We start from the raw sequence: 26,465 nt of genomic DNA on the forward strand, positions 1-26,465 counted from the left end.
AAGGAACTCAATCCCCTAGTTGTAATTGAAATGTTGAACTTTTGTCAAATCAGATAATTAATTTTATATAAATTGTGAAATTCGTGATCTAAATCACTGTTCGGGGCAAATGTCACCAAACAGTTTGTATGGGAATTGTAATAGGAATGTGAAGCACCTATACTGCCGCTAGGTCTCCGGAATCACCCTGCAGTAGGAGCACCCAGTATGAAAGGATCATGCGCCGTTTAGACACCGGAATGTCGATGTTTGAGCGCGTATCGTAAACCCACTCTTCAGGGCTGCAACTTTCATACTGTCTGACCTCACATCAGGCCCGGAGGAAGAAACAATAATAAAAGCTGTGTGGGCAAATCTGTGAAAAAACAAAGACCTGTCAATCTGGAATTGCAGACGATCCAGTTTCCCGTTACTGCGATAGCATCTATTCTTCACCGCGTCTCCGGCGTTATCACCTTTGTCGCTGTCGGTATTTTACTGTGGCTGTTAGGCACTTCTCTTTCTTCAGAGGAAGGGTTCCTGCGCGCTGCGGAAATTATGGATAGCTTCATCGTCAAGTTTATCGTTTGGGGCATCCTCGTTGCGCTGGCTTATCACATTGTTGGTGGTTTACGTCATCTCTTGATGGATTTTGGCTATATAGAAGAAGACCTTGCCGCAGGTAAGCGTTCTGCAAATATCTCCTTTATTATTACTGTCGTGCTTTCAATTCTGGCTGGAGTCCTCGTATGGTAAGCAATGCTTCTGCGTTAGGACGCAATGGCGTACACGATTGGTTACTGATTCGCGCTTCCGCCATCGTCATTGTTCTGTATGTAATTTATATCATTGGTTTTATTGCTACGGCTGGCGATATCACGTATGAAATCTGGCGTGGTTTCTTCGCGATGGCCCTCACCAAAGTATTCACACTGCTAACGTTATTTTCCATTCTGGTTCATGCCTGGATAGGGATGTGGCAAGTACTGACCGACTACATCAAACCGCTGGCTTTACGCCTGACTTTACAGTTGGCGATTGTCGTCGCGCTATTGGTGTACGTCATTTATGGAACTATTGTGGTGTGGGGTGCGTGATGAATTTGCCAGTCAGAGAATTTGATGCAGTGGTTGTTGGTGCGGGTGGCGCAGGTATGCGTGCCGCGCTGCAAATCTCCCAAATGGGCCTGTCCTGTGCCCTGTTATCGAAAGTGTTTCCAACCCGTTCCCATACTGTTTCTGCGCAGGGCGGTATTACCGTTGCGCTGGGTAACACCCATGAAGATAACTGGGAATGGCACATGTATGACACCGTAAAAGGGTCAGATTACATTGGCGACCAGGACGCGATTGAATATATGTGTAAAACCGGCCCGGAAGCGATTCTGGAACTGGAACACATGGGTTTACCGTTCTCCCGCCTGGACGATGGCCGCATTTATCAGCGTCCGTTCGGCGGTCAGTCTAAGAATTTTGGCGGCGAGCAGGCCGCGCGTACCGCAGCGGCGGCTGACCGTACCGGTCACGCACTGCTGCATACGCTGTATCAGCAGAACCTGAAAAACCATACGACCATTTTCTCCGAGTGGTACGCCCTCGATCTGGTGAAGAATCAGGATGGTGCGGTGGTCGGCTGTACGGCGATCTGTATTGAAACCGGTGAAGTGGTCTATTTCAAAGCCAAAGCGACCGTACTGGCGACGGGTGGTGCGGGCCGTATCTATCAGTCTACAACCAACGCACACATTAATACGGGTGATGGTGTTGGCATGGCATTACGTGCCGGCGTTCCATTGCAGGACATGGAAATGTGGCAGTTCCACCCGACGGGTATTGCTGGCGCCGGTGTGCTGGTAACCGAAGGCTGCCGTGGTGAAGGCGGCTACCTGCTGAACAAGCACGGTGAACGTTTTATGGAACGCTACGCGCCGAACGCGAAAGATCTGGCGGGCCGTGACGTTGTTGCGCGTTCCATCATGATCGAGATTCGTGAAGGCCGTGGCTGCGATGGCCCGTGGGGACCACACGCCAAGCTGAAGCTGGATCATCTGGGTAAAGACGTTCTGGAATCCCGTCTGCCGGGTATTTTGGAGCTCTCCCGCACGTTTGCTCACGTCGACCCGGTGAAAGAGCCGATTCCGGTTATTCCAACCTGCCACTATATGATGGGTGGTATTCCGACCAAAGTGAGCGGTCAGGCGTTGACGGTGAATGAGAAAGGCGAAGATGTGGTGATTCCAGGGCTGTTCGCCGTGGGTGAAATTGCCTGCGTCTCGGTTCATGGTGCTAACCGTCTGGGCGGTAACTCACTGCTCGACCTGGTGGTATTCGGTCGTTCGGCGGGTATTCACCTGCAAGAGTCTCTGGAAGAGCAGGGCACTAGTCGTGATGCCAGCGATTCCGATATTGAGGCATCGCTCGATCGTCTGAACCGTTGGAATAATACCCGTTCAGGGGAAGATCCGGTTGAAATCCGTAAAGCGCTGCAATCCTGTATGCAGAACAACTTCTCGGTCTTCCGCGAAGGTGACGCGATGGCGAAAGGGTTGGAAGAGCTCAAAGTGATCCGTGAACGTCTGAAAAATGCGCGTCTGGACGATACCTCAAGCGAGTTCAATACTCAGCGTATCGAGTGCCTGGAGCTGGATAATCTGATGGAAACCGCCTATGCGACAGCGGTATCCGCCAACTTCCGTACCGAAAGCCGTGGTGCACACAGCCGCTTCGACTATCCAGAGCGTGACGATGAGAATTGGCTGTGCCATTCGTTGTATCTGCCGCAAACCGACAGCATGACGCGCCGTGAGGTGAACATGCAGCCTAAACTGCGTCCGGCGTTCCCGCCGAAAGTACGTACTTATTAATTGCGGAGATCAAACGATGAAACTCGAATTTTCTATTTATCGTTACAACCCGGATGTTGATGATGCTCCGCGGATGCAGGATTACCAGTTGGAAGCGGAAGAAGGCCGCGACATGATGCTGCTGGATGCGCTGATGCTGCTGAAAGAGCAGGACCCGACGTTATCATTCCGTCGTTCCTGCCGTGAAGGCGTCTGCGGTTCCGATGGCGTTAACATGAATGGCAAAAATGGACTGGCCTGTATTACGCCGGTTTCTGCGTTACGTCGCGGAAACAGCAAAATTGTTATCCGTCCTTTACCTGGATTACCGGTTGTACGTGATTTGGTAGTGGACATGGGACAGTTCTATGCTCAATATGAGAAAATAAAGCCTTACCTGTTGAATAATGGGAAAAATCCGCCGGCGCGTGAGCATCTGCAATCGCCCGATCAACGTGCCAAGCTGGATGGGTTATATGAATGCATCATGTGCGCCTGCTGTTCAACGTCTTGCCCGTCGTTCTGGTGGAACCCGGACAAGTTTGTTGGGCCTGCGGGGCTGCTGGCGGCTTACCGTTTCCTGATCGACAGCCGCGATACGGAAACCAAGCCACGACTGGACGAGCTGGACGATGCGTTCAGCGTCTTCCGCTGCCACGGTATCATGAACTGCGTCAACGTGTGTCCTAAAGGGCTGAACCCGACTAAGGCTATTGGTCATATTAAATCGATGTTGTTGCACCGCAGCGCGTAACGGATAGTGAGTATGTAACGCGTTATTGCATAAAGATAAGTAGTAAAACATGTATCTCCCTCTGGAGTTGCTATTCTTCAGAGGGAGCGCAGGAAACCTTTAAAAACCGGCTTACGCGGCAGAACCGGTTTTTAAAGGTTCCTTAGGGGGGATGGATACCCTAAGCGCGTACCGATGTACGACAAGTGAACCGTTTGTACGGTAAACGATATACGGGCACTAATTACATGTTAACCACGGCGAAAACTGAAGCTTATTAGCTTAAGGGATCATAATGCAGAACGGCGCAATGAAGGCCTGGCTGGATTCCTCCTATTTGGCGGGTGCGAATCAGTCCTACATAGAGCAACTCTATGAAGATTTTTTAACCGATCCTGACTCGATCGAACATAGCTGGCGCTCGATCTTCCAGCAATTGCCTACGAGTGGGGTCAAACCGGATCAACTCCATTCCAAAACGCGTGATTATTTCCGCCGTCTGGCGAAAGACGCTTCGCGCTTTACTTCATCTGTCACCGATCCCGATATTGATGCTAAGCAGGTCAAGGTATTGCAGCTGATCAATGCGTTCCGCTTCCGTGGACATCAGCGCGCTAACCTGGACCCGATTTTCCTGCGCCCTCAAGAGCCAGTTGCAGAACTGGATCTGGATTACCACAATCTGACGCAGGATGACCTACAGGAATCCTTCAACGTAGGTTCTTTTGCCATCGGCAAAGACACCATGAAGCTGGAAGATCTGTATGAAGCACTGAAGCGCACGTATTGCGGTTCTATCGGTGCGGAATACATGCATATCACCAGTACGGAAGAGAAACGTTGGATCCAGCAGCGTATCGAATCGGTAATGGGGCAGCCGTCATTTTCTCTCGAAGAAAAGCGTCGTTTCCTGAAAGAATTAACCGCAGCCGAAGGGCTGGAACGTTATCTGGGTGCTAAGTATCCCGGTGCGAAGCGTTTCTCGCTAGAAGGCGGCGATGCGTTGGTTCCGATGCTGAAAGAACTGATTCGCCATGCTGGCGCGAATGGTACGCGCGAAGTGGTATTGGGGATGGCGCACCGTGGCCGCCTCAACGTGCTGATCAACGTCTTGGGCAAAAAATCTCAGGATCTGTTCGATGAGTTCGCCGGCAAGCATAAAGAACACCTGGGCACGGGTGACGTAAAATATCATCAGGGTTTCTCTTCTGAATTCGATACCGCTGGCGGCCTGGTGCATTTGGCACTGGCGTTCAACCCTTCGCATCTTGAAATCGTTAGCCCGGTTGTGACGGGATCGGTTCGTGCACGTCTTGACCGCCTTAGCAGCCAGAGTGGTCCACGTGTTCTGCCAATCACTATCCACGGCGATGCGGCAGTGAGTGGTCAGGGTGTGGTTCAGGAACTGTTGAATATGTCTACGGTGCGTGGCTACGAAGTCGGTGGCACGCTGCGTATTGTTATCAACAACCGTATCGGTTTCACCACGTCTAACCCGCTGGATATCCGTTCCACCGAGTACTGTACCGATATCGGTAAAATGGTGCAGGCGCCGATTTTCCACGTTAACGCAGACGATCCAGAAGCGGTGGCGTTTGTTACACGCCTGGCGTTGGATTTCCGCAATGCCTTTAAGCGCGATGTATTTATCGATCTAATTTGTTACCGCCGCCATGGCCATAACGAAGCAGATGAGCCAAGTGCAACGCAGCCGATGATGTACCAGAAGATCAAAAAACATCCTACGCCACGCAAGGTCTATGCCGACCGTCTGGAGCAGGAAAAATCTATCACGCTGGAAGATGCCACCGAAATGGTCAATTTGTACCGTGACGCACTGGATGCGGGTGAGTGCGTGGTAGAAGAATGGCGTGAAATGGATATGCAGTCCTTTACCTGGACGCCGTATCTGAACCATGAGTGGGATGAGCCTTATCCGCACGCAACAGAAATGAAGCGTTTGCAGGAACTGGCGAAGCGTATCAGTGAAGTGCCGGAAGGGATCGACGTTCATCCTCGCGTTGCCAAAGTCTACGCTGACCGTGCTGAAATGGCCGCTGGCAACAAGCCATTTGACTGGGGCGGAGCGGAAACGCTGGCCTACGCGACGCTGGTCGATGAGGGTATCCCGATTCGCCTGTCCGGTGAGGATAGCGGCCGCGGTACGTTCTTCCATCGCCATGCTGTTGTCCATAACCAGAAAAACGGTTCCAGCTATACGCCGCTGAACCACGTGCACAACGGGCAGGGCGCGTTTAACGTCTGGGACTCCGTATTGTCCGAAGAGGCGATTCTGGCGTTTGAATACGGTTATGCGACCGCAGAACCGCGCACGCTGACCATCTGGGAAGCGCAGTTTGGTGACTTCGCCAACGGTGCGCAGGTGGTTATCGACCAGTTCATCAGTTCCGGTGAGCAGAAGTGGGGCCGGATGTGTGGTCTGGTTATGCTGCTGCCGCACGGTTACGAAGGACAGGGCCCAGAGCACTCGTCTGCGAGACTGGAACGTTATCTGCAATTGTGCGCTGAGCAAAATATGCAGGTTTGTATTCCGTCAACGCCTGCACAGGTATATCACATGCTTCGCCGTCAGGCGCTGCGCGGAATGCGCCGTCCGCTGGTGGTTATGTCACCGAAATCCCTGCTGCGTCATCCGCTGGCAATCTCTTCACTGGAAGAACTGGCGAACGGTTCCTTCCAGCCAGCGATTGGGGAAATAGAAGAATTAGATCCGGCAGCCGTGAAGCGTGTCGTGCTTTGTTCCGGTAAGGTCTACTATGATTTGCTGGAGCAGCGCCGCAAAAACGAGCAAAAAGATGTCGCGATCGTCCGTATCGAACAGCTTTATCCATTCCCGCATCAGGCAGTACAAGCGGCACTGGAACCTTTTGCCCATGTTCACGATTTCGTGTGGTGTCAGGAAGAGCCGCTGAATCAGGGAGCCTGGTATTGCAGTCAGCACCATTTCCGTGAAGTGATTCCGTTTGGGGCTTCTTTACGTTACGCAGGACGCCCGGCGTCTGCATCACCCGCCGTTGGCTATATGTCCGTACACCAGAAACAACAGCAAGATCTGGTCGATGACGCGCTGAACGTTGATTAAATAAAAGGATAGATAATGAGTAGCGTAGATATTCTTGTACCCGACCTGCCTGAATCCGTCGCTGACGCCACGGTTGCGACCTGGCATAAAAAACCAGGCGATAGCGTTCAGCGCGATGAAGTACTGGTTGAAATTGAAACTGACAAAGTTGTACTGGAAGTGCCTGCTTCTGAAGCTGGCATTCTGGATGCTGTGCTGGAAGAGGAAGGCGCTACGGTAACGTCTCGCCAACTGCTGGGTCGTATCCGTCGTGGCGACAGCTCAGGCAAAGAAACCAGCGAGAAATCACAGAGCAAAGAATCAACACCGGCACAGCGCCACACGGCTGGACTGGAAGAAGAAAGCAGCGATGCGCTTAGCCCGGCAATCCGCCGTCTGATTGCAGAGCACGATCTTGATGCCTCTGCTATCAAAGGCAGCGGCGTAGGGGGTCGAATTACGCGTGAAGACGTAGATAAGCACCTGGCTGCCCAGAAGAAAGAACCTGGCAAAGCGGCTAAGTCTGAGGCTCCGGCGGCTTCTCCTGCACCTGCTTTGGGTGCGCGCAGTGAAAAACGTGTACCGATGACGCGCCTGCGTAAGCGTGTTGCAGAGCGTCTGCTGGAAGCGAAAAACAGCACGGCCATGCTGACGACGTTCAACGAAATCAACATGCAGCCAATCATGGATCTGCGCAAGCAGTACGGTGAGGCGTTTGAGAAACGTCACGGCGTGCGTCTGGGCTTTATGTCTTTCTACATCAAAGCCGTGGTTGAAGCGCTGAAGCGTTATCCTGAAGTGAATGCGTCTATTGATGGCGAAGATGTGGTTTACCACAACTATTTCGATGTCAGTATTGCGGTTTCGACTCCGCGTGGTCTGGTTACGCCAGTGCTGCGTGATGTGGATGCGCTGGGCATGGCCGACATTGAGAAGCGTATCAAAGATCTGGCAGTGAAAGGCCGTGACGGCAAACTGACGGTTGAAGAACTGCTGGGCGGTAACTTCACGATTACCAACGGCGGCGTCTTTGGTTCTCTGATGTCGACCCCGATCATCAACCCACCGCAGAGTGCGATTCTGGGTATGCACGCCATTAAAGATCGCCCAATGGCGGTGGATGGTCAGGTGGTTATTCTGCCGATGATGTATCTGGCGCTGTCTTACGATCACCGTTTGATCGACGGCCGTGAATCCGTTGGCTTCCTGGTGACGGTGAAAGAGATGCTGGAAGACCCAGCGCGTCTGCTGTTAGACGTCTAGTCTGACAGGTAGGTTCTCGGGCGGATAACCCTGACGGTTTCCGCCCGAAATAGACAGATTAAGTGCTATGTAGGCCGTTTTTTTCAGCGGCGTTATCCAAATATATCAGAGAGTTATTGGCGTTTTTCGCTACCGAAAAAGTCGGTGATGAGAAAACGCCTGCCGACTTATCTCCAAACCTAAATGGATAGAACATCATGAATTTACACGAGTATCAGGCAAAACAACTCTTTGCTCGATATGGTTTACCGGCACCGACCGGCTATGCCTGCACCACACCGCGTGAAGCGGAAGAAGCCGCGTCTAAAATTGGTGCGGGTCCGTGGGTCGTAAAATGTCAGGTTCACGCAGGCGGTCGCGGTAAAGCGGGCGGCGTTAAAGTCGTCAGTAACAAAGAAGATATCCGCGCCTTTGCTGAAAACTGGTTGGGTAAAAAACTCGTTACTTATCAAACTGACGCGCAGGGTCAGCCCGTTCACCAAATTCTGGTTGAAGCGGCAACGGATATCGACAAAGAGCTTTATCTGGGTGCTGTCGTTGACCGTGGTACGCGTCGCGTGGTGTTCATGGCGTCCACCGAAGGTGGTGTCGAAATTGAAAAAGTGGCGGAAGAGACGCCGGAACTGATCCATAAAGCGGCGATCGATCCACTGGTAGGCCCACAGCCTTATCAGGGACGCGAACTGGCTTTCAAACTGGGTCTGAGCGGTAAGCAAGTCGCTCAATTCACCAAAATCTTCATGGGACTGGCCACGCTGTTCCTGGAGCGCGATCTGGCACTGGTAGAAATCAACCCGCTGGTTATCACCACGCAGGGCGATTTAGTCTGTCTGGATGGTAAATTGGGCGCGGACGGCAATGCGTTGTTCCGTCAGCCTGAACTGCGCGAAATGCGCGACCCAAGTCAGGAAGATTCCCGTGAAGCGCATGCGGCACAGTGGGAACTGAACTATGTTGCGCTGGACGGCAACATTGGCTGTATGGTGAACGGTGCCGGTCTGGCGATGGGCACGATGGATATCGTGAAACTGCACGGCGGTTCTCCTGCAAACTTCCTCGATGTTGGTGGTGGCGCGACGAAGGAACGTGTTACTGAAGCGTTCAAAATTATCCTGTCTGATGACAAGGTAAAAGCCGTCTTTGTTAACATCTTTGGTGGCATTGTGCGTTGCGATTTGATTGCTGATGGCATCATTGGCGCGGTAGCCGAAGTGGGTGTTAACGTACCGGTTGTGGTACGTCTGGAAGGAAACAATGCGGAGCTGGGTGCCAAGAAACTGGCGGATAGCGGCCTGAATATTATCGCCGCGACCAGCCTGACCGGTGCCGCTCAGCAGGTTGTTGCAGCAGTGGAGGGTAAATAATGTCCATTCTGATTAATAAAAATACCAAAGTTATCTGTCAGGGTTTTACCGGTAGTCAGGGGACATTCCACTCTGAGCAAGCACTTGCTTACGGTACGCAAATGGTTGGTGGCGTGACGCCGGGTAAAGGCGGCACGGAACATCTGGGGCTGCCCGTATTTAATACGGTGCGTGAGGCAGTAGAAGCAACGGGCGCAACCGCCTCTGTTATCTACGTTCCTGCGCCGTTCTGTAAAGACTCTATTCTGGAAGCGATCGACGCCGGTATCGAGCTGATTATCTGTATCACCGAAGGTATCCCTACACTGGATATGCTGACGGTGAAAGTGAAACTCGACCAGAGCGGCGTGCGGATGATCGGTCCGAACTGCCCAGGTGTGATCACACCGGGCGAATGTAAGATCGGGATTATGCCGGGTCATATTCACCTGCCGGGCAAAGTGGGTATCGTTTCTCGTTCAGGTACACTGACGTATGAAGCGGTGAAGCAAACCACCGATGCCGGGCTGGGTCAGTCCAGCTGTGTCGGTATTGGCGGTGACCCGATTCCTGGCTCTAACTTCATCGATATTCTGAAGCTGTTTGAACAGGATCCGCAGACCGAAGCCATCGTGATGATCGGTGAAATCGGCGGTACGGCGGAAGAAGAAGCGGCAGCGTACATTAAAGAACACGTGACTAAGCCGGTTGTTGGCTACATTGCAGGTGTGACGGCACCGAAAGGTAAGCGCATGGGCCACGCTGGTGCAATCATCGCGGGTGGTAAAGGTACCGCTGACGATAAATTCGCAGCGTTAGAAGCGGCGGGTGTTAAAACCGTTCGCAGCCTGGCGGATATCGGCGATGCAGTAAAAGCGATATTAGCGCGTTAATCCATTATTCAATGAAATACTCTAGCCACCTTCGGGTGGCTTTTTTTTATTCAAATCTTGCCATTGGGGTTAATCGGCACAATTGAATTACACATGACTTCTTCTCAGTTTTATTGGATAATTCGCGCGCCTGAAAAGGCCGATTAGTGATAAACACAAATGAAGATTATTTCATTGCGTTCATGTAAGCAGGGAATGGTTAATTAATTTGCCTTAAGGGGATATCGTGTGAAAATAAATATAAAAGCGTTGATGCTGGCATTATCTGCATTTACCTGCGTGGCCAGTGCACAGTCTATTAATATTGAAGTGCTGAGTGCGACAGTTAAAGATAAAAAGATTGATGACGCTGCGGTGATTCTACAGAAGAACGGTGCGCAGTCAGTGACTGCTCGCTCTGATGCCGCAGGCCGTGCAGCGCTTAACGCACCATTCGAGGTGGATCAGGACAGCTTACTGATTATAAAAAAAGAAGGGTATTCCGATCTGGTGGTTAAATGCCCGTGCGATGGAATGACTTATGCTATTAGTCCAGTAATGAAAAATCTGGATGGAATGCGAATTGTATTAACCTGGGGTGAAAAACCTGACGATTTAGATTCCCACCTTATTTATCCAGGCAACCATATTTATTTCAGCCATAAAAATGGACGCGATGCTAATCTTGATGTCGACGACACTGATAGTTTCGGCCCAGAAACGATCACGATTGATAAAAAGCATTTAGGCGAAAGTTATATTTATGCCGTTCATGATTATTCGAATGGTGAGAAGGCTAATTCATTAGCGCTCTCCGCAAGTCGTGCAAAAGTATTTGTCTATGTCGGAAGTTCACAGGTACGGTCGTATTCCGTCCCGTTGAATAAGACAGGGAATATCTGGACGGTTTTCCGTCTTAATCCGAATGGTGATTTTGAAGATATTAATGCCGTTGGTGAGGCTGATTTCACAAAAGTGAAGGAGGGTGTTGATGCACTGCCAATGGCGTTAAACCCTGCGCAAGCTGCACTTCTGGCGGGTGTTTCCGCCCCTGCGAATGCCGAGTTAGCAAAAAGCCTTAACCGTGACGGTGAAGCGGCCTATGGACGCGGTGAGTTAGAACAGGCTACGTCGCTGTTTCTGCTGGCTATCGATCATGATAGCGCATTTGGTCAGGCGTACAGCAATCTGGGACTGGCTTATCATAAGCGGGGTCATATTGCCGAAGCGATTTGGGCTAACCGCAAAGCGATTGCGCTAGCAAACGGTAGCAATGCAGCAACCACGCGTGCCAGTTCGTACTACAACATCGCAAAAATCTACGAAAATGCCGGTCAGTTTAGCGATGCACTCCAGCATTATGAGCTTGCGAGAAGCCAGAAAAGTAACACGGTTTACGATAAGGCCATTGAGCGCATGAAAGCGAAGATGTAATCGCCGCTTTACTGCGTGTATCTGTAACCACTGCGGAGGCCTTTTCGCCTCCGCTTTGGCATGTAACGCTGCCAGCGGGCGACACATAAGGGGGCGAGAACATGGGGGAATTCACCTACGGTATTGATAAAAAATACCGCGTTGTGGTCAGCAATCAAAAATAAAAATTTGACATAAAATAGAGGATAAGAAATGCATGTGAATAATCGATAACGGGAAGTAAAAATTATATTGCCGAATTAATTTTAATTAAACCTAAAAATCACATTGCATTAACAATAAGTGCAATAAAGAAATTAATGCAACTCACCAATCACGAGAAAAGCGTTAAATTGTTTTAGATCAAAAAACGCCTCTGGATATAATTTCTGAAATAGGCTTAAATTGCGCGAGGTCAATTATCGCCGTTCATGCGATTTAGTCGGTAAGTTGATTTGAAGCCAAAAACCTAGTCTGGGTCACGTAAAAACCTATTTATTGTAGGGGATTACAGGCGTAATATACGGCTACCTCCCTATGGGGTACGCTACTTGTAATACTTGTGATTTATCTTGAGCTTGCTGTCGGGGTGTGACTGCCCTGGTGAACGGTATTTATAGCGTTTGTTACAGCCTGTGTTAAAGCAATTCTTGTTGTGTTCTTTTGGGTGTAATGGCCGGATGTTTGGCGGCTTGTCAGCGTTTGCAAGCTAATCCCTTCCTGCGAGGAGCAAGGAGTCAAAATGTTTGATGTAGTCGAACTGTCACGTTTACAGTTTGCCTTAACTGCAATGTACCATTTTCTATTCGTACCATTAACGCTGGGGATGGCGTTTTTGCTGGCGATTATGGAAACGGTATATGTGCTGTCCGGCAAACAAATCTATAAAGATATGACCAAATTCTGGGGCAAGTTATTCGCTATTAACTTCGCTCTGGGGGTCGCTACCGGATTGACCATGGAGTTTCAATTCGGAACCAACTGGTCATATTTCTCTCACTACGTCGGGGATATTTTCGGCGCGCCGTTGGCGATTGAAGGCCTGATGGCATTCTTCCTGGAATCGACCTTTGTTGGCTTGTTCTTCTTCGGCTGGGACCGTTTAGGAAAAGTGCAGCATATGGCCGTTACCTGGTTGGTCGCGCTGGGCTCTAACTTCTCCGCACTATGGATTCTGGTTGCCAATGGCTGGATGCAGAACCCCATCGCATCGGATTTCAATTTCGAAACCATGCGTATGGAAATGGTGAGCTTCGCCGATCTGGTGCTGAACCCGGTTGCTCAGGTGAAATTCGTTCACACGGTGGCCGCGGGTTACTGTACGGGCGCGATGTTCATCCTGGGTATCAGTTCTTACTATCTGCTGAAAGGCCGCGACGTTGCGTTTGCCAAGCGTTCATTCGCTATTGCAGCAAGTTTTGGTTTGGCTGCGGTACTGTCTGTTATCGTGCTGGGTGATGAATCCGGTTATGAAATGGGCGATGTGCAGAAAACCAAACTGGCAGCGATTGAAGCCGAATGGGAAACTCAGCCCGCTCCGGCATCCTTCACCCTGATCGGTATTCCAAACCAGGATACGATGGAAAACAACTATGCCATCAAGATTCCTTATGTTCTGGGCCTGATCGCTACCCGTTCAACGGACAAGCAAGTTACTGGTCTGAAAGAGCTGATGGAAATGCACGAAGTGCGTATCCGTAACGGTATGAAAGCCTATCAGCTGTTGGAAGAACTACGCGCAGGCAATACCGATCCGGCAGTAAAAGAAGCGTTCAACCAGTCTAAGCAGGATCTGGGTTATGGCATGCTGCTGAAACGCTATACGCCGAAAGTCTCTGATGCGACTGAAGCGCAAATCCAGCAGGCGACCAAAGATTCTATTCCACGCGTTGCACCGCTGTATTTCTCTTTCCGTATCATGGTTGCATGTGGCGTACTGATGCTGTTGATTATCGGCCTGTCTTTCTGGACGGTTCTGCGTGGCAAAATTGGTCAGAAAAAATGGCTGCACCGTGCTGCGTTGTACGGTATTCCGTTGCCGTGGATTGCTGTTGAAGCAGGCTGGTTTGTGGCTGAATACGGCCGTCAACCTTGGGCCATCGGTGAAATTCTGCCAACGGCTGTCGCCACGTCATCACTGACAGCAGGGGATATTCTGTTCTCTATGGCGCTGATTTGTGGTCTGTATACGCTATTCCTGGTTGCAGAAATGTATCTGATGTTCAAATACGCACGCCTGGGCCCAAGTAGCCTGAGAACGGGGCGCTACCACTTTGAACAACCTATAGCGGCTGCGCAGGAAGCACGGTAAACAGGAGTCCACTATGTTTGAATATGAAGTCTTGCGTTTTATCTGGTGGCTGTTGATCGGTATTTTGCTGATTGGCTTCGCTATCACTGATGGTTTTGACATGGGCGTGGGCATTCTGGTGCGTCTGATGGGACGTGGCGATACCGAACGTCGTGTCATGATTAACAGTATTGCACCGCACTGGGACGGTAATCAGGTGTGGCTAATCACCGCCGGTGGTGCGCTGTTTGCTGCCTGGCCGATGGTCTATGCTGCCGCGTTCTCCGGCTTTTACGTGGCGATGATTCTGGTGTTGGCATCACTGTTCTTCCGTCCTGTCGGCTTCGATTATCGCTCGAAAATCGAGGATCCGCGGTGGCGTGGCATGTGGGACTGGGGCATTTTCATCGGTAGCTTTGTTCCGCCGGTGGTGATCGGTGTGGCGTTTGGCAACCTGTTACAAGGTGTGCCGTTCCATGTCGATGAATATCTGCGTCTGTACTACACCGGAAACTTCTTCCAACTGCTGAATCCGTTTGGTTTATTGGCTGGCGTGGTCAGCCTGACCATGATCCTGACTCAGGGCGCGACTTACCTGATGATGCGGACCACGGGCGATCTGCACGTGCGTTCCAAATCTGCTGCGCAGATCTCTGCGCTGGTGATGATGGTAACGTTTGCTCTGGCTGGTGTGTGGGTCGTTTACGGTATTGATGGTTATGTGGTGACGTCTGCGATTAACACTGCGGCTGAATCTAATCCGTTGCATAAAGAAGTCGCTCATCAGGCGGGAGCCTGGTTGATCAACTTCAATAATTACCCTGTACTGTGGGCAATTCCTGCTCTGGGCGTCGTATTGCCCGTGCTGACTACAGTGATGGCGCGCGCAGAGAAAGGGGCATGGGCATTCCTGTTCTCTTCCCTGACTATCGCCTGTGTGATTCTGACTGCTGGGATCGCCATGTTCCCGTTCATCATGCCGTCAATCACCGTGCCTAACGCGAGTCTGACAATGTGGGATGCGACGTCGAGCCTGCTTACCCTGAAAGTCATGACGGTGGTTGCGATTATTTTTGTTCCTATCGTGCTGTCTTATACCGCATGGTGTTACTACAAGATGTTCGGTCGCATTACCAAAGAGCAGATTGAGCAAAACACTCACTCTATGTACTAAGTAAGGAGCTTAATTTATGTGGTATTTTGCCTGGATACTCGGAACGCTTCTTGCTTGCTCACTAGGGATTATTACGGCCCTGGCGCTTGAGCAGAGTGAGGCAAGCAAAGCGGCTGAAGAAGATAAGCAATGAATGATCTGGTCGATAAACTCTATCGCCTGATGGATAAGAGCCCGATAAGGGCTCTTTCCCTTATCATGGCGTTGCTGCTGGCGGGCTGTGTATTCTGGGATCCGACGCGCTTTGCGGCGCGAACCAGTGAACTCGCGGTTTGGCAGGGGCTACTACTGATTTGGGCCGTTTGTGCTGGCGTTGTTCACGGCGTTGGTTTTCGTCCGCATCGCCTGCTCTGGCGTGCGTTTTTCGCACCATTTCCTGCCTTTGTGATCCTGTGCGCAGGATTGTACTATTTCTTCGGTTAAAATAGTCTCCTATTCCATTTAGTTATGGGTTGCTTGCAGCCCATAATTATTTTCTTTCCGCTGTCACAATCCATTCCAAACCTCATTTCTCTTGCGTATAGTAGCGAGGTTTAATGCATTACCGGGATGTAGAGTGAGTAATTCGTTGTTTCGCTGGCCAGTTCGAGTCTACTTTGAAGACACTGATGCAGGTGGCGTTGTCTACCATGCACGCTACGTTGCCTTTTATGAAAGGGCAAGAACTGAGGCGTTGCGTGAGCGCAACTTTCACCAGCAAGCCTTGCTAAGTGAGCATGTCGCGTTTGCTGTTCGTCGGATGACGGTGGAGTATCTTGCTCCTGCGCGCCTCGACGACATGCTGGAAGTGCAAAGTGAGATTATCTCACTACGTGGTGCTTCGCTAACTTTTGCACAGCGTATTCTCAATGCTCATGGCACCCTGCTAAGCCATGCTGAAGTTTTGATCGCATGCATCGATCCACATCAAATGAAGCCAATTGCGCTTCCTAAGTCTATTGTCGCGGAGTTCAAGCAGTGACTGACATGAACGTTTTTGATTTGTTCCTGAAGGCAAGCCTTCTGGTCAAACTAATCATGCTGATTTTAATCTGTTTTTCTATCGCTTCCTGGGCGATCATTATTCAACGTACCCGCATTCTGAATTCGGCGACGCGTGAGGCTGAGGCGTTCGAGGACAAATTTTGGTCGGGCATTGAACTGTCGCGCCTCTATCAGGAAAGCCAAGGCCGTCGGGATAGCCTGACGGGCACTGAACAAATCTTCCATTCAGGTTTCAAAGAATTTGCACGGCTGCATCGTGCTAACAGCCATGCGCCGGAAGCGGTGGTGGAAGGGGCGTCACGTGCAATGCGTATTTCAATGAATCGTGAATTGGAAACGCTGGAAACGCACATTCCTTTCCTAGGCACTGTTGGTTCTATCAGTCCGTATATTGGTCTGTTCGGTACCGTTTGGGGGATTATGCATGCCTTCATCGCGCTGGGCGCCGTGAAGCAGGCAACCTTACAGATGGTTGCCCCTGGTATTGCCGAAGCGTTGATTGCCACGGCAATCGGCCTATTTGCGGCAATTCCTGCGGTCATGGCGTATAACCGCCTTAACCTGCGGGTGAGCAAACTGGAGCAGAACTACGACAACTTTATGGAAGAGTTCATCGCTATCCTGCACCGTCAGGCGTTCTCCAGCGACAACAGCAAGTAATCAGGGGGGATCATGGCACGAGTACGCAGAGGTCGTCGTGAACTGAAATCCGAGATCAACATTGTTCCGTTACTGGACGTGCTGTTGGTGCTGTTGCTGATTTTTATGGCGACAGCCCCCATTATTACGCAGAGCGTTGAGGTGGATCTGCCGGACGCGACCGACTCAAAAACGGTCTCCAGCAATGATAATCCGCCCGTGATCGTAGAGGTTTCAGGCATAGGACAATATAGTCTGGTTGTTGAACAAAACCGTATGGAACAACTTCCAGCAGAACAAGTGGTTGCTGAAGCGCAATCACGGTTGTCAACCAATCCCAAGACCGTCTTTTTGATTGGTGGCGCGAAGGATGTTCCTTATGATGAGATCATTAAAGCGTTGAATTTATTGCATCAGGCTGGCGTGAAATCCGTTGGTTTGATGACACAACCGATTTAAATGAGCGCATCACGGTAATGATCGTTAAGCCTATTTCTGGCAACACTGTTTTTGGGAATCGCTTGTGCTAAAGGCAAACGAACAAAACGATAAGCTGAAACGCGCCGTTATTATCTCGGCTGTTTTGCACATCATACTGATTGCTTTGCTGCTCTGGAGTTCGTCGACACAAACGATGGATGCCAGCGGGGGCGGCGGAGGCTCGTCAATTGATGCCGTCATGGTCGATCCGAGCGCAGTGGTGGAGCAATATAACCGCCAACAGCAGCAGCAGACTGATGCAAAACGTTCTGAGCAGCAGCGTCAAAAGCAGGCTGAACGGCAGGCCGAAGAGCTTCAACAGAAGCAAGCGGCTGAACAGCAGCGGCTGAAAGAGCTGGAAAAAGAGCGTCTGCAAGCGCAGGAAGAGGCGAAAAAGCAGGCTCAGGAACAAGCAGAACAGCGTAAGCAGGCTGAAGCTGCGGCTCAGCAGGCAAAAGAACAGCAGAAACAAGCCGAAGCGGCGGCAGCCAAAGCGAAGGCTGAAGCCGAACAACAGGCGAAAGCGGCGGCAGACGCTAAGAAGAAAGCGGAAGACGAAGCGAAGAAACAGGCTGCCGCGGCCGCTGCTGCTAAGAAGCAGGCGGAAGAAGAAGCCAAGGAAAAAGCTGCGGAAGCGGCTAAGCAGAAGGCAGCAGAAACCGCGAAAGCCGAAGCAGCCAAGGCAGCCGCAGAGGCTGAACAAGCTAAACAAAAAGCAGCAGCCGAGGCGGCTAAGCAAAAAGCTGATGCTGAAGCAGCGAAAAAAGCAGAAGCAGCCGCTGCAGCTAAGAAAGCGGCTGATGAGAAAAAGAAAGCAGCAGCAGAAGCGGCTAAGCAGGAAAGCGCCGTTGACGACTTGCTGGGCGGCCTGGCTTCATCGAAAAATGCGCCGAAGTCTGGCGGCGGGGCGCCTGCGGGCACAGGCAACAATAAGAAGAGCGGTGCATCAGGTGCAGCGCTGGATAGCTATGGTGGTCAGGTGCGTTCAGCCATTCAGAGTAAGTTTTATGATTGGCAGCTCTATAAAGGACGCACCTGTACATTACGGATTAAACTGGCACCAGATGGCTTACTGATTGATGTCACTGCTGAAGGCGGCGATCCGGCATTGTGCCAGGCGGCTATTGCGGCTGCCAAACAGGCCAGAATACCGAAGCCACCGAGCACAGAGGTTTATGAGGCTTTCAAAAACGCGCCGATAGACTTTAAACCGCAGTAACCGGGCTGTTTACCCAATAGATTTAAGATTATTACGATGGTAAATAAACCAGGTTATGTTGTTTTGTTGACATTGGTTTGTTTTTGTTAAAATTCTGCTAATTTATCGTAGACTTCGAGTCTGGATAAGGGAGATGAGATGAAGCAAGTACTGAAAGTTGCAGTAAGCTTTTTAATGCTGTGGGCAGCGGCGCTGCACGCGGAAGTACGCATAGAGATTACCCAAGGGGTAGACTCTGCGCGTCCTATCGGTGTGGTTCCGTTCAAATGGGCGGGGCCTGGCGCTGCGCCTGAAGACGTAGGCGGCATTGTGGGTGCTGATTTACGCAACAGCGGCAAATTCAACCCGATCGACGCAAACCGCATGCCACAGCAGCCTGCGACGGCATCTGAGGTCACGCCTGCTGCATGGACGGCGCTGGGTATTGATGCGGTTGTGGTTGGTCAGGTTCAACCGAGTGCCGATGGCAGCTATCTGGTTTCTTACCAGCTCGTCGATACCTCAGGTAACCCAGGTAACGTTCTGGCTCAGAATCAGTTCAAAGTCACTAAGCAATGGCTGCGCTATGCTGCACACACGGCCAGCGATGAAGTGTTTGAGAAACTGAGCGGTATCAAAGGTGCATTCCGTACCCGTATCGCTTACGTTGTTCAGACCAACGGCGGCCAGTTCCCTTATGAACTGCGCGTTGCAGACTATGATGGTTACAACCAATTTGTGGTTCACCGTTCACCACAGCCGCTGATGTCTCCGGCTTGGTCGGCAGACGGTAGTAAACTCGCTTATGTAACATTTGAAAGTGGTCGTTCTGCGCTGGTTATCCAGACGCTGGCAAATGGTGCGATCCGTCAGGTTGCATCTTTCCCACGTCACAACGGCGCGCCTTCTTTCTCTCCTGATGGCAGCAAACTGGCATTCGCGCTCTCCAAGAGCGGTAGCCTGAACCTGTATGTCATGAATCTGGGATCGGGTCAAATCAGCCAGGTGACGGATGGCCGTAGCAATAATACGGAGCCAACGTGGTTCCCTGACAGCCAGACCTTGGCCTATACTTCAGATCAGGCTGGCCGTCCTCAGGTTTATAAAGTCAATGTTAACGGCGGAGCACCGCAGCGTTTGACCTGGGAAGGCTCCCAGAATCAGGATGCTGATGTGAGCGCCGACGGGAAGTTTTTGGTAACGGTTGGCTCTAATGGTGGAGCTCAGCATATTTCCAAACTGGATCTGGTAACGGGTGCCGTACAAGTATTAACGGACACGTTCCTGGACGAAACGCCAAGTATCGCACCGAATGGCACGATGGTGATCTACAGCTCCAAACAAGGACTGGGGTCAGTGCTACAACTGGTTTCGACAGATGGGCGTTTCAAAGCGCGTCTTCCGGCTACTGATGGACAGGTTAAATTCCCTGCCTGGTCGCCGTATCTATAAGTACAGATATGTACAATAAACTCGTCAAAGGACATAAGAAATGCAATTCAATAAAGTGCTGAAAGGCCTGATGTTGGCTCTGCCGGTACTGGCAGTGGCCGCTTGTAGCTCCAACAAGAACGCGGACAATGACCAATCTTCCATGGGTGCTGGTAACAACGGCATGATGGATGGCGGCAACATGTCTTCTTCTGAGCAAGCGCGTTTGCAGATGCAAGAATTACAGCGCAACAACATCGTTTACTTCGGTCTGGACAAGTACGATGTGAGCTCTGAATTCGCTCAGATGCTGGACGCACACGCTGCATTCCTGCGTAGCAACCCGTCTTACAAAGTGACTATCGAAGGTCACGCGGATGAACGCGGTACGCCAGAATACAACATCGCTCTGGGTGAGCGTCGTGCCAACGCGGTACAAATGTACCTGCAGGGTAAAGGCGTTTCTTCCGATCAGATCTCTATCGTTTCTTACGGTAAAGAGAAACCAGCTGTTCTCGGTCATGACGAAGCGGCGTATGCCAAAAACCGTCGTGCCGTTCTGGTATATTAAGAGAATCGCATGAGCAGTAACTTCAGACGTCACCTGTTGGGTCTGTCGTTACTGGTTGGCGTAGCGGTCCCTTGGGCCGCTACTGCCCAAGCGCCAATCAGTAATGTCGGCTCAGGCTCGGTCGAAGACCGTGTCACTCAATTGGAGCGTATTTCTAACGCTCACAGTCAGCTTTTAACCCAACTTCAGCAGCAGATCTCTGATAATCAGCGTGATATTGACAGTCTCCGTGGGCAGATTCAGGAAAGTCAGTATCAGTTGAATCAGGTTGTTGAACGGCAGAAGCAAATCTATCAGCAGATTGATGGATTAAGTTCGCAATCCTCTTCTACACCGACGACAGACGGCACACCTGCCGCTGCTGCGGGTACTGATACCGGTGCAGCCAACACGGCGGCACCGGCCAGTACGGGGGATGCGAATACGGATTACAATGCCGCAGTCGCGCTTGTGCTGGAGAAAAAACAGTACGATCAGGCGATTAGCGCATTTCAGTCATTCGTCAAGAAGTACCCTGATTCAACCTATCAGCCTAATGCGAACTATTGGCTCGGTCAGTTGAATTACAACAAGGGGAAAAAGGACGATGCGGCGTACTATTTCGCCAACGTTGTTAAAAATTATCCCAAATCACCAAAAAGCTCCGAGGCATTGCTGAAGGTTGGGGTGATCATGCAGGAAAAAGGTCAGGCTGACAAAGCCAAGGCCGTTTACCAGCAAGTTGTAAAAATGTACCCCAATACAGAAAGTGCAAAGCAGGCGCAAAAGCGTTTAGCGGGATCGTAATACCGTATTAATTGGCACGAAAATTGCGCAGCATGAGCGATTTTTGTGCCTAAACGTCTTAAGAGTAAGCAATCAAACAGTTTTTTAAGAAAATAGGTTGCGCTGAAAATTTAAATCAGTAATATGTGCCGCCGTTGCCAAGGCAAACAGCGAAACGCTAAAGCAGCATGAAATTGGGTCGTTAGCTCAGTCGGTAGAGCAGTTGACTTTTAATCAATTGGTCGCAGGTTCGAATCCTGCACGACCCACCAATTTCAAGTGTGATAATTGATTTTGAATCGTGAAGGATGAGAACCGAAAGGTTCGACAAAATCGGCAGTATCGATTTTGAACAACTCGAAGGCGTTGGCTCGAAGGGCGAGTCCGTAGGACGAGTAATCCTGCACGACCCACCAATTTCAAGAGCAGTGTTAAGTTAATAAGTATCAAGCAGTTCCGCATTGCGGGTCGTTAGCTCAGTCGGTAGAGCAGTTGACTTTTAATCAATTGGTCGCAGGTTCGAATCCTGCACGACCCACCATTCCTTAGTAGTTTAATTCCTCATTACACAATCATTGCTTCTCTCTTCATCCACATAATGTGTATCGTGACTTTTAATCAATTGGTTGCAGGTTCGAGCCGAGCGAAGTGAGACAGCAACGCGTGAGCGTTGACCTCGAAGGGGCGAGACCAGAGGCCGAGTCATCCTGCACGACCCACCATCTCTTAGTAGTTTAATTCCTCATTACACAATCATTGCTTCTCTCTTCATCCACATAATGTATATCATGACTTTTAATCAATTGGTCGCAGGTTCGAGCCGAGCGAAGCGAGACAGCAACGCGTGAGCGTTGACCCCGAAGGGGCGAGGCCAGAGGCCGAGTCATCCTGCACGACCCACCACTCCAAGTAGTAAATCTCCTTTTTCGAACAAACTCATTTTAAATCATATATCGCACATGCTACGTCCGTCGGTGAGATAAAACCCATCATCATTCCCTACTCGTTAAGACTTTGCGGTATATTAGGTTTTTTCCCCTCTCTATGGACTATATAACCCGTCAGGAACTGTTTTCTCATCCTATCGAGCGGGAATGGAGTCACTGTCACAGGGACGCGCCTGTAGCCCTGTTTAGGAAGATATATGATTGGTCCGTTGATTAATGGTGCTGCTATCTTGATTGGTAGTGGCTTAGGTATTACTTTGCGTCGCTTTATCCCCCAACGTTTGCAGGATGGCCTTCCGCCAGCGTTTGCGATGGTGTCGATTGCAATGGGTATCACGCTGGTCGTTAAAGTCCAGCAACTGCCTGCGGTGGCGCTGGCTATCGTGATTGGTGTTGCGTTAGGCGAGCTGCTCCGCATGGAGTCTGGCGTACAGTGGGCTGGCACGATGATTCAGAGAGGGCTAAACCGCGTTCTGCCTGCACAAGGGCAAGGGCATCGCTTACCGCAGGATGTCTACACCCAGAACTTTACCGCGTTAATCGTCCTGTTTTGTGCCAGCGGAACCGGCGTGGTCGGCGCGTTGACGGAAGGACTAACTGGTGATTATCAGCTGCTGATCATCAAATCTGCTTTGGATATTTTCACCGCGCTAATTTTTTCCATCACGCTTGGCATTGCCGTGATGTCGATTGCGATACCGCAGATGATTGTCCAGACGCTGTTGTTTTTCTCCGCCAAATTAATTATGCCCTTTATGACCGACATCACGATGGGGGATTTTTCTGCCTGTGGCGGTATTATCATGATTGCGGTAGGGCTGAGGATCGCGCAGATCAAATCATTTGCGGTGGTTAACTTCCTGCCTGCGTTGGTGCTGGTTATTCCTGTCTCTCTCTACTGGCATCGCCTCTTCGCCTAAAAGTCATGTCTGATTAGCGGCTGACGATCGATGGCATGTCGCCGCTAAAAATTTGTATGACTTCCTGGTCGGTAAGCGGCACATTCTTACTACAGACATAAATATGCTTCCCCTGCGGGCTAATGCTTTTGGCTAGCTCGATGTAGCTGGCAAATTCGACCTGGCTGTGCCCGCCTTCATTCATCTCCATTGCATGAACGATGACATTGTGCGAGGAAAACAGGCCAACCAGCCGTTTGGCTGCCACTTTGCGCGTGAGTCGATCCAATAGCTTCATCGCCGGAATCATCTGCCCAAGCAGCAAGCGTGTGGTGGTAAAAGGTGTTTCTGGTTTCTCCGTCGCTTCTTGTTGCGTGTCCACATTTCTGACGGTCAGGGTATCGCGATATATTCTGATATAGAGGCTGGCCATGCCATTTCTCTCCTTGTCTCTTTTTCTATGAGTCATACCACTCACGCATTTCATATCGGTGTTTTAAGCATATTAAACAAAATGACCGGTTTTTTGGAAAAAACACCGCGACTTTAGGCATGCTTTTCGGTATTTTGTTTAGGATAAAAAACGCTGATGCTGGTGATGAATCAGTATCCGGTGTTACAACCCGAGTTGTCATCGTGGAAATTCATAATGAGCACCCTTTTTGATAGCAATGAGACCATTTATCCGTTTCCGCCGAAGCCGAAGCCATTATCGGCTGAGGCGAAACAGCACTATCGTAGCAGGATAAAAACACTGCTGCGGGAAAGAAACGCCGTCATGGTCGCGCACTACTATACCGATCCTGAAATTCAGGCGTTGGCAGAAGAAACCGGCGGTTGCGTGGCGGACTCGCTGGAAATGGCGCGATTCGGTAGCACCCACTCGGCATCGACGCTACTGGTGGCAGGTGTCCGCTTCATGGGGGAAACTGCCAAGATACTCAATCCAGAAAAGACAATTCTGATGCCTACCTTGGAAGCCGAATGCTCGCTCGATCTCGGCTGTCCCGTCGAGGAATTCAGCCGTTTTTGCGATGCACACCCAGATCGAACCGTCGTCGTTTATGCCAATACTTCTGCGGCGGTAAAAGCGCGTGCCGATTGGGTGGTCACGTCCAGTATCGCAGTGGAGTTGATCGAGCATCTGGATAGCCTGGGAGAAAAAATTATCTGGGCACCGGATCGTCATCTGGGAAGCTATGTCCAAAAGCAGACAGGGGCGGATGTACTGTGTTGGCAGGGCGCGTGCATTGTGCATGACGAATTTAAAACGCAGGCGCTGAAGCGCATGAAGATTCTGTACCCGAATGCGGCCATTTTGGTCCATCCAGAATCGCCGCAGAGCGTGGTAGAGATGGCTGACGCCGTTGGGTCGACCAGCCAGCTGATTCAGGCGGCGAAAACGCTACCGCAGCGCGAACTGATTGTGGCGACTGACCGCGGCATTTTCTACAAGATGCAGCAGGCTTGCCCGGAGAAAACGTTGCTGGAAGCGCCGACAGCGGGTGAAGGGGCAACCTGCCGCAGCTGCGCCCACTGCCCGTGGATGGCGATGAATGGGCTGGAAGCGATTGCTAACGGCCTGGAACAAGGCGGCAATGCCCATGAGATTCATGTTGATGCCGCCCTGCGAGAAGGCGCATTAATCCCGCTGAATCGCATGCTGGATTTTGCGGCTTCACTAAAATTGCGTGTGAAAGGAAATGCCTGACGGCGAATCAGAGCATCTTGATAGACATTTCTTACAATAATTGAGACAGGGTGGTGAGATGGATTTTTTTAGTACCAGTAATATTTTAATTCATATTCCTTTGGGGGAAGGGGGATACGATCTTTCCTGGATTGAGGCGATTGGTACGCTGTTTGGCCTGTTGTGTATTTGGTTCGCGAGTCAGGAAAAAACCATCAACTACCTGTTTGGGTTGATTAACGTCACGCTGTTTGCCGTGATCTTTTTTCAGATTCAGCTTTACGCCAGCCTGTTGCTGCAAATCTTCTTCTTTGCCGCCAATATTTATGGTTGGTATGCCTGGACGCGCAAGACGGATTCGCAGGAAGTGGAGCTACGCATCCGCTGGCTGCCGATGCAGAAGCTGATTGGCTGGTCGGTGGCCTGTATTGTCACGATTGGTTTGATGACGTTCTACATTGATGCGGTATTCGCTGTGCTGACGCGCATTGCTGTTTCTGGTATGCAGGGACTAGGGCTGGAAGTACAAATGCCGACCCTTCAGCCGGATGCGTTCCCGTTCTGGGATTCCACCATGATGGTACTATCGATCGTAGCGATGATCCTGATGACGCGTAAATACGTCGAAAACTGGCTGCTGTGGGTAGTGATTGATGTGATAAGCGTGGTGATTTTTGCTTATCAGGGCGTCTACGCGATGGCGGTGGAGTACGCGATCCTGACGCTGATCGCCCTGAATGGTTCCTGGCTATGGATTAAGAGCGCACAGGAAAACCGCGTCAGTACGGTTTCACAAGGCGCGTAATCCAACCTTAATGCTTGTGGTGGTGGCCTTCTGCCTCATACTTTTCACCATAATGAATAGCCGAATGATGGCTTTCCTGATGGTGGAAATCGCAGTGGTCATCATCACAGCGTTGATATTCCATCTGCACCGTCGCATGTCCAATCTGGTAGTTTTTCAGTAAATATTCCTGAATACGTCTTAATAACGCATCGTGATCGTGCGGGGGAACCACCTGCGCATGCAGCGTCATCATCGGTTTTTCGCCAACCTGCCATAAATGAACATGATGGATATTTCTGACTTCGGGAATATTCAGCGTCAGATCTTTCTGCAAAACCTCAACGCTAAGTTGGGTGGGAGTGCCTTCCAACAGTTCGTGAATGCTCTCTTTCAATAACGCCCAGGCACTGCGCAGCACCAGACATGACACCAAAACAGAGAGAATCGGATCGATAGGCGTCCAGTTGGTATAAAGGATAATAACGGCTGCGACAATCGCGCCGACAGAACCGAGCAGATCGCCCAACACGTGCAGGGCTGCCGCACGGACGTTAATGTTTTTCCCTTCGTTGCCGTGGTGTAACAGCCAAAACGCCACGATGTTTGCCAGCAATCCGGCAACGGCGACAAGCAACATGGGGATGCCTGCAACAGGCTGAGGCTCATAGAAACGTTGGATAGCTTCCCAGAAGATGAACGCGGTAATCAGTATTAGCGTTAGCGCGTTTACAAACGCAGCGAGGGTCGTGAGCCGTAAATAGCCGAAGGTATGGCGCGCATTGGGTTTACGTTGTGCGAAACGCACGGCGACAAGTGCGACAAACAGCGCGGCGGCGTCTGTCAGCATATGACCTGCATCCGCAAGCAGAGCGAGGGAGCCGGATAGCAGGCCACCAATGACTTCTGCCACCATAAACGTGGCGGTAATGATAAATGCGGCCAGCAGACGTTTACTGTTACCTGATTCCGTGTGGCTGTGGTTATGTGCCATAGATCACCCTGAGTTGCGGTTTTATTCCACTTTACTGAAACCCGTAGAGAAAACCTATCCTGCGTTTCACCGAACTGTCGGTTGAGGTATTT

At 50.8% G+C, this 26,465-nt stretch carries 25 protein-coding genes, 2 tRNA genes and 3 other RNA genes; 28 read left to right on the plus strand and 2 right to left on the minus strand.

Annotated elements, in window-relative coordinates:
- Positions 1-345: 345 nt before the first annotated feature.
- From sdhC to NAL19_RS06285, 26 genes are all read left to right on the plus strand, one after another.
- The gene (gene sdhC, locus NAL19_RS06160) at positions 346-735 is read left to right on the plus strand and encodes a succinate dehydrogenase cytochrome b556 subunit (protein WP_015839512.1); all 390 of its coding nucleotides are present in this window, start codon (positions 346-348) and stop codon (positions 733-735) included.
- Positions 729-1,076, plus strand: coding sequence for a succinate dehydrogenase membrane anchor subunit (gene sdhD / locus NAL19_RS06165; protein ID WP_010284997.1), 348 nt, complete (start codon positions 729-731; stop codon positions 1,074-1,076). Before sdhC ends, sdhD begins: the two co-directional genes overlap by 7 nt.
- Entirely contained in the window at positions 1,076-2,842 is a 1,767-nt protein-coding gene (gene sdhA / locus NAL19_RS06170) for a succinate dehydrogenase flavoprotein subunit (RefSeq protein ID WP_180742381.1), read from the plus strand. Before sdhD ends, sdhA begins: the two co-directional genes overlap by 1 nt.
- 16 nt (positions 2,843-2,858) lie before the next feature.
- Positions 2,859-3,575 (plus strand): succinate dehydrogenase iron-sulfur subunit, encoded by a 717-nt coding sequence (locus NAL19_RS06175; protein ID WP_015839515.1) that lies wholly within the window; start codon positions 2,859-2,861, stop codon positions 3,573-3,575.
- 274 nt (positions 3,576-3,849) lie between these two features.
- A complete protein-coding gene (sucA, locus tag NAL19_RS06180) occupies positions 3,850-6,657 on the plus strand; it encodes a 2-oxoglutarate dehydrogenase E1 component (protein ID WP_225087360.1) in 2,808 nt (935 codons plus the stop codon).
- A 15-nt stretch (positions 6,658-6,672) separates the two neighbouring features.
- Entirely contained in the window at positions 6,673-7,899 is a 1,227-nt protein-coding gene (odhB, locus tag NAL19_RS06185; RefSeq protein ID WP_225087361.1) for a 2-oxoglutarate dehydrogenase complex dihydrolipoyllysine-residue succinyltransferase, read from the plus strand.
- 197 nt (positions 7,900-8,096) lie between these two features.
- Positions 8,097-9,263, plus strand: coding sequence for an ADP-forming succinate--CoA ligase subunit beta (sucC, locus tag NAL19_RS06190; protein ID WP_180742384.1), 1,167 nt, complete (start codon positions 8,097-8,099; stop codon positions 9,261-9,263).
- Positions 9,263-10,135: a succinate--CoA ligase subunit alpha gene (sucD, locus tag NAL19_RS06195; RefSeq protein WP_014914674.1), complete on the plus strand. Its 873-nt coding sequence runs from the start codon at positions 9,263-9,265 to the stop codon at positions 10,133-10,135. Before sucC ends, sucD begins: the two co-directional genes overlap by 1 nt.
- A 228-nt stretch (positions 10,136-10,363) precedes the next feature.
- Complete coding sequence (locus tag NAL19_RS06200) at positions 10,364-11,548, plus strand: hypothetical protein (RefSeq protein WP_411561418.1); 1,185 nt, start codon at positions 10,364-10,366, stop codon at positions 11,546-11,548.
- A gap of 721 nt (positions 11,549-12,269) precedes the next feature.
- A complete protein-coding gene (gene cydA / locus NAL19_RS06205; RefSeq protein WP_225087362.1) occupies positions 12,270-13,838 on the plus strand; it encodes a cytochrome ubiquinol oxidase subunit I in 1,569 nt (522 codons plus the stop codon).
- Positions 13,839-13,851: 13 nt separating this feature from the next.
- A complete protein-coding gene (gene cydB / locus NAL19_RS06210; RefSeq protein WP_263059127.1) occupies positions 13,852-14,991 on the plus strand; it encodes a cytochrome d ubiquinol oxidase subunit II in 1,140 nt (379 codons plus the stop codon).
- Between the two features lie 16 nt (positions 14,992-15,007).
- On the plus strand, positions 15,008-15,124 hold the full coding sequence (gene cydX, locus NAL19_RS06215; protein WP_015839522.1) for a cytochrome bd-I oxidase subunit CydX: 117 nt from the start codon (positions 15,008-15,010) through the stop codon (positions 15,122-15,124).
- Entirely contained in the window at positions 15,121-15,414 is a 294-nt protein-coding gene (gene ybgE, locus NAL19_RS06220) for a cyd operon protein YbgE (RefSeq protein WP_225087364.1), read from the plus strand. Before cydX ends, ybgE begins: the two co-directional genes overlap by 4 nt.
- A gap of 133 nt (positions 15,415-15,547) precedes the next feature.
- The gene (gene ybgC / locus NAL19_RS06225) at positions 15,548-15,952 is read left to right on the plus strand and encodes a tol-pal system-associated acyl-CoA thioesterase (protein ID WP_039348462.1); all 405 of its coding nucleotides are present in this window, start codon (positions 15,548-15,550) and stop codon (positions 15,950-15,952) included.
- Positions 15,949-16,635, plus strand: a complete 687-nt coding sequence (gene tolQ, locus NAL19_RS06230; protein WP_225087365.1) for a Tol-Pal system protein TolQ — start codon at positions 15,949-15,951, stop codon at positions 16,633-16,635. Before ybgC ends, tolQ begins: the two co-directional genes overlap by 4 nt.
- Before the next feature lie 12 nt (positions 16,636-16,647).
- A complete protein-coding gene (gene tolR / locus NAL19_RS06235) occupies positions 16,648-17,073 on the plus strand; it encodes a colicin uptake protein TolR (protein WP_010285025.1) in 426 nt (141 codons plus the stop codon).
- Positions 17,074-17,137: 64 nt separating this feature from the next.
- Positions 17,138-18,313 carry a cell envelope integrity protein TolA gene (gene tolA / locus NAL19_RS06240; RefSeq protein ID WP_263059128.1) on the plus strand — a complete coding sequence of 392 codons (1,176 nt, stop codon included), beginning with the start codon at positions 17,138-17,140 and terminating at the stop codon, positions 18,311-18,313.
- Between the two features lie 138 nt (positions 18,314-18,451).
- Positions 18,452-19,744: a Tol-Pal system beta propeller repeat protein TolB gene (tolB, locus tag NAL19_RS06245; protein ID WP_225087367.1), complete on the plus strand. Its 1,293-nt coding sequence runs from the start codon at positions 18,452-18,454 to the stop codon at positions 19,742-19,744.
- Positions 19,745-19,784: 40 nt separating this feature from the next.
- Positions 19,785-20,294: a peptidoglycan-associated lipoprotein Pal gene (gene pal, locus NAL19_RS06250; protein ID WP_010299226.1), complete on the plus strand. Its 510-nt coding sequence runs from the start codon at positions 19,785-19,787 to the stop codon at positions 20,292-20,294.
- Between the two features lie 9 nt (positions 20,295-20,303).
- Positions 20,304-21,080 carry a cell division protein CpoB gene (gene cpoB, locus NAL19_RS06255; protein ID WP_263059129.1) on the plus strand — a complete coding sequence of 259 codons (777 nt, stop codon included), beginning with the start codon at positions 20,304-20,306 and terminating at the stop codon, positions 21,078-21,080.
- Positions 21,081-21,255: 175 nt separating this feature from the next.
- Positions 21,256-21,331 (plus strand) — tRNA-Lys (locus tag NAL19_RS06260).
- A gap of 15 nt (positions 21,332-21,346) precedes the next feature.
- Positions 21,347-21,475, plus strand: a non-coding RNA gene (locus NAL19_RS06265) — RtT sRNA.
- 49 nt (positions 21,476-21,524) lie between these two features.
- A tRNA-Lys gene (locus NAL19_RS06270) sits at positions 21,525-21,600 on the plus strand.
- Positions 21,601-21,645: 45 nt separating this feature from the next.
- Positions 21,646-21,781, plus strand: a non-coding RNA gene (locus tag NAL19_RS06275) — RtT sRNA.
- 45 nt (positions 21,782-21,826) lie between these two features.
- A non-coding RNA gene (locus tag NAL19_RS06280) (RtT sRNA) lies at positions 21,827-21,962 on the plus strand.
- 241 nt (positions 21,963-22,203) lie between these two features.
- The gene (locus tag NAL19_RS06285) at positions 22,204-22,926 is read left to right on the plus strand and encodes a DUF554 domain-containing protein (protein WP_225087368.1); all 723 of its coding nucleotides are present in this window, start codon (positions 22,204-22,206) and stop codon (positions 22,924-22,926) included.
- A gap of 13 nt (positions 22,927-22,939) precedes the next feature.
- Here the strand turns inward: NAL19_RS06285 and NAL19_RS06290 are convergent, their stop codons facing one another.
- Positions 22,940-23,338 carry a YjaA family stress response protein gene (locus NAL19_RS06290; RefSeq protein ID WP_263059130.1) on the minus strand — a complete coding sequence of 133 codons (399 nt, stop codon included), beginning with the start codon at positions 23,336-23,338 and terminating at the stop codon, positions 22,940-22,942.
- A 216-nt stretch (positions 23,339-23,554) separates the two neighbouring features.
- On the opposite strand from NAL19_RS06290, the gene nadA reads away from it, so the two are divergent.
- Positions 23,555-24,616: a quinolinate synthase NadA gene (gene nadA, locus NAL19_RS06295; RefSeq protein ID WP_263059131.1), complete on the plus strand. Its 1,062-nt coding sequence runs from the start codon at positions 23,555-23,557 to the stop codon at positions 24,614-24,616.
- A gap of 58 nt (positions 24,617-24,674) precedes the next feature.
- The gene (gene pnuC, locus NAL19_RS06300; RefSeq protein WP_263059132.1) at positions 24,675-25,400 is read left to right on the plus strand and encodes a nicotinamide riboside transporter PnuC; all 726 of its coding nucleotides are present in this window, start codon (positions 24,675-24,677) and stop codon (positions 25,398-25,400) included.
- 7 nt (positions 25,401-25,407) lie between these two features.
- On the opposite strand, the gene zitB is transcribed toward pnuC, so the two are convergent.
- Positions 25,408-26,373, minus strand: coding sequence for a CDF family zinc transporter ZitB (gene zitB, locus NAL19_RS06305; protein WP_263059133.1), 966 nt, complete (start codon positions 26,371-26,373; stop codon positions 25,408-25,410).
- Between the last annotated feature and the right edge of the window lie 92 nt (positions 26,374-26,465).

The sequence above is a fragment of the Pectobacterium sp. F1-1 genome, from assembly GCF_025643735.1.
Lineage (GTDB): Bacteria > Pseudomonadota > Gammaproteobacteria > Enterobacterales > Enterobacteriaceae > Pectobacterium > Pectobacterium colocasium.

Coding starts and splice junctions, on each gene's coding strand:
- sdhD (WP_010284997.1), top strand. CDS start 729: ATGGTAAGCAATGCTTCTGCGTTAGGACGCAATGGCGTACACGATTGG.
- sdhA (WP_180742381.1), top strand. CDS start 1,076: ATGAATTTGCCAGTCAGAGAATTTGATGCAGTGGTTGTTGGTGCGGGT.
- NAL19_RS06175 (WP_015839515.1), top strand. CDS start 2,859: ATGAAACTCGAATTTTCTATTTATCGTTACAACCCGGATGTTGATGAT.
- sucA (WP_225087360.1), top strand. CDS start 3,850: ATGCAGAACGGCGCAATGAAGGCCTGGCTGGATTCCTCCTATTTGGCG.
- odhB (WP_225087361.1), top strand. CDS start 6,673: ATGAGTAGCGTAGATATTCTTGTACCCGACCTGCCTGAATCCGTCGCT.
- sucC (WP_180742384.1), top strand. CDS start 8,097: ATGAATTTACACGAGTATCAGGCAAAACAACTCTTTGCTCGATATGGT.
- sucD (WP_014914674.1), top strand. CDS start 9,263: ATGTCCATTCTGATTAATAAAAATACCAAAGTTATCTGTCAGGGTTTT.
- cydA (WP_225087362.1), top strand. CDS start 12,270: ATGTTTGATGTAGTCGAACTGTCACGTTTACAGTTTGCCTTAACTGCA.
- cydB (WP_263059127.1), top strand. CDS start 13,852: ATGTTTGAATATGAAGTCTTGCGTTTTATCTGGTGGCTGTTGATCGGT.
- cydX (WP_015839522.1), top strand. CDS start 15,008: ATGTGGTATTTTGCCTGGATACTCGGAACGCTTCTTGCTTGCTCACTA.
- ybgE (WP_225087364.1), top strand. CDS start 15,121: ATGAATGATCTGGTCGATAAACTCTATCGCCTGATGGATAAGAGCCCG.
- tolR (WP_010285025.1), top strand. CDS start 16,648: ATGGCACGAGTACGCAGAGGTCGTCGTGAACTGAAATCCGAGATCAAC.
- tolB (WP_225087367.1), top strand. CDS start 18,452: ATGAAGCAAGTACTGAAAGTTGCAGTAAGCTTTTTAATGCTGTGGGCA.
- pal (WP_010299226.1), top strand. CDS start 19,785: ATGCAATTCAATAAAGTGCTGAAAGGCCTGATGTTGGCTCTGCCGGTA.
- cpoB (WP_263059129.1), top strand. CDS start 20,304: ATGAGCAGTAACTTCAGACGTCACCTGTTGGGTCTGTCGTTACTGGTT.
- NAL19_RS06285 (WP_225087368.1), top strand. CDS start 22,204: ATGATTGGTCCGTTGATTAATGGTGCTGCTATCTTGATTGGTAGTGGC.
- NAL19_RS06290 (WP_263059130.1), bottom strand. CDS start 23,338: ATGGCCAGCCTCTATATCAGAATATATCGCGATACCCTGACCGTCAGA.
- nadA (WP_263059131.1), top strand. CDS start 23,555: ATGAGCACCCTTTTTGATAGCAATGAGACCATTTATCCGTTTCCGCCG.
- pnuC (WP_263059132.1), top strand. CDS start 24,675: ATGGATTTTTTTAGTACCAGTAATATTTTAATTCATATTCCTTTGGGG.
- zitB (WP_263059133.1), bottom strand. CDS start 26,373: ATGGCACATAACCACAGCCACACGGAATCAGGTAACAGTAAACGTCTG.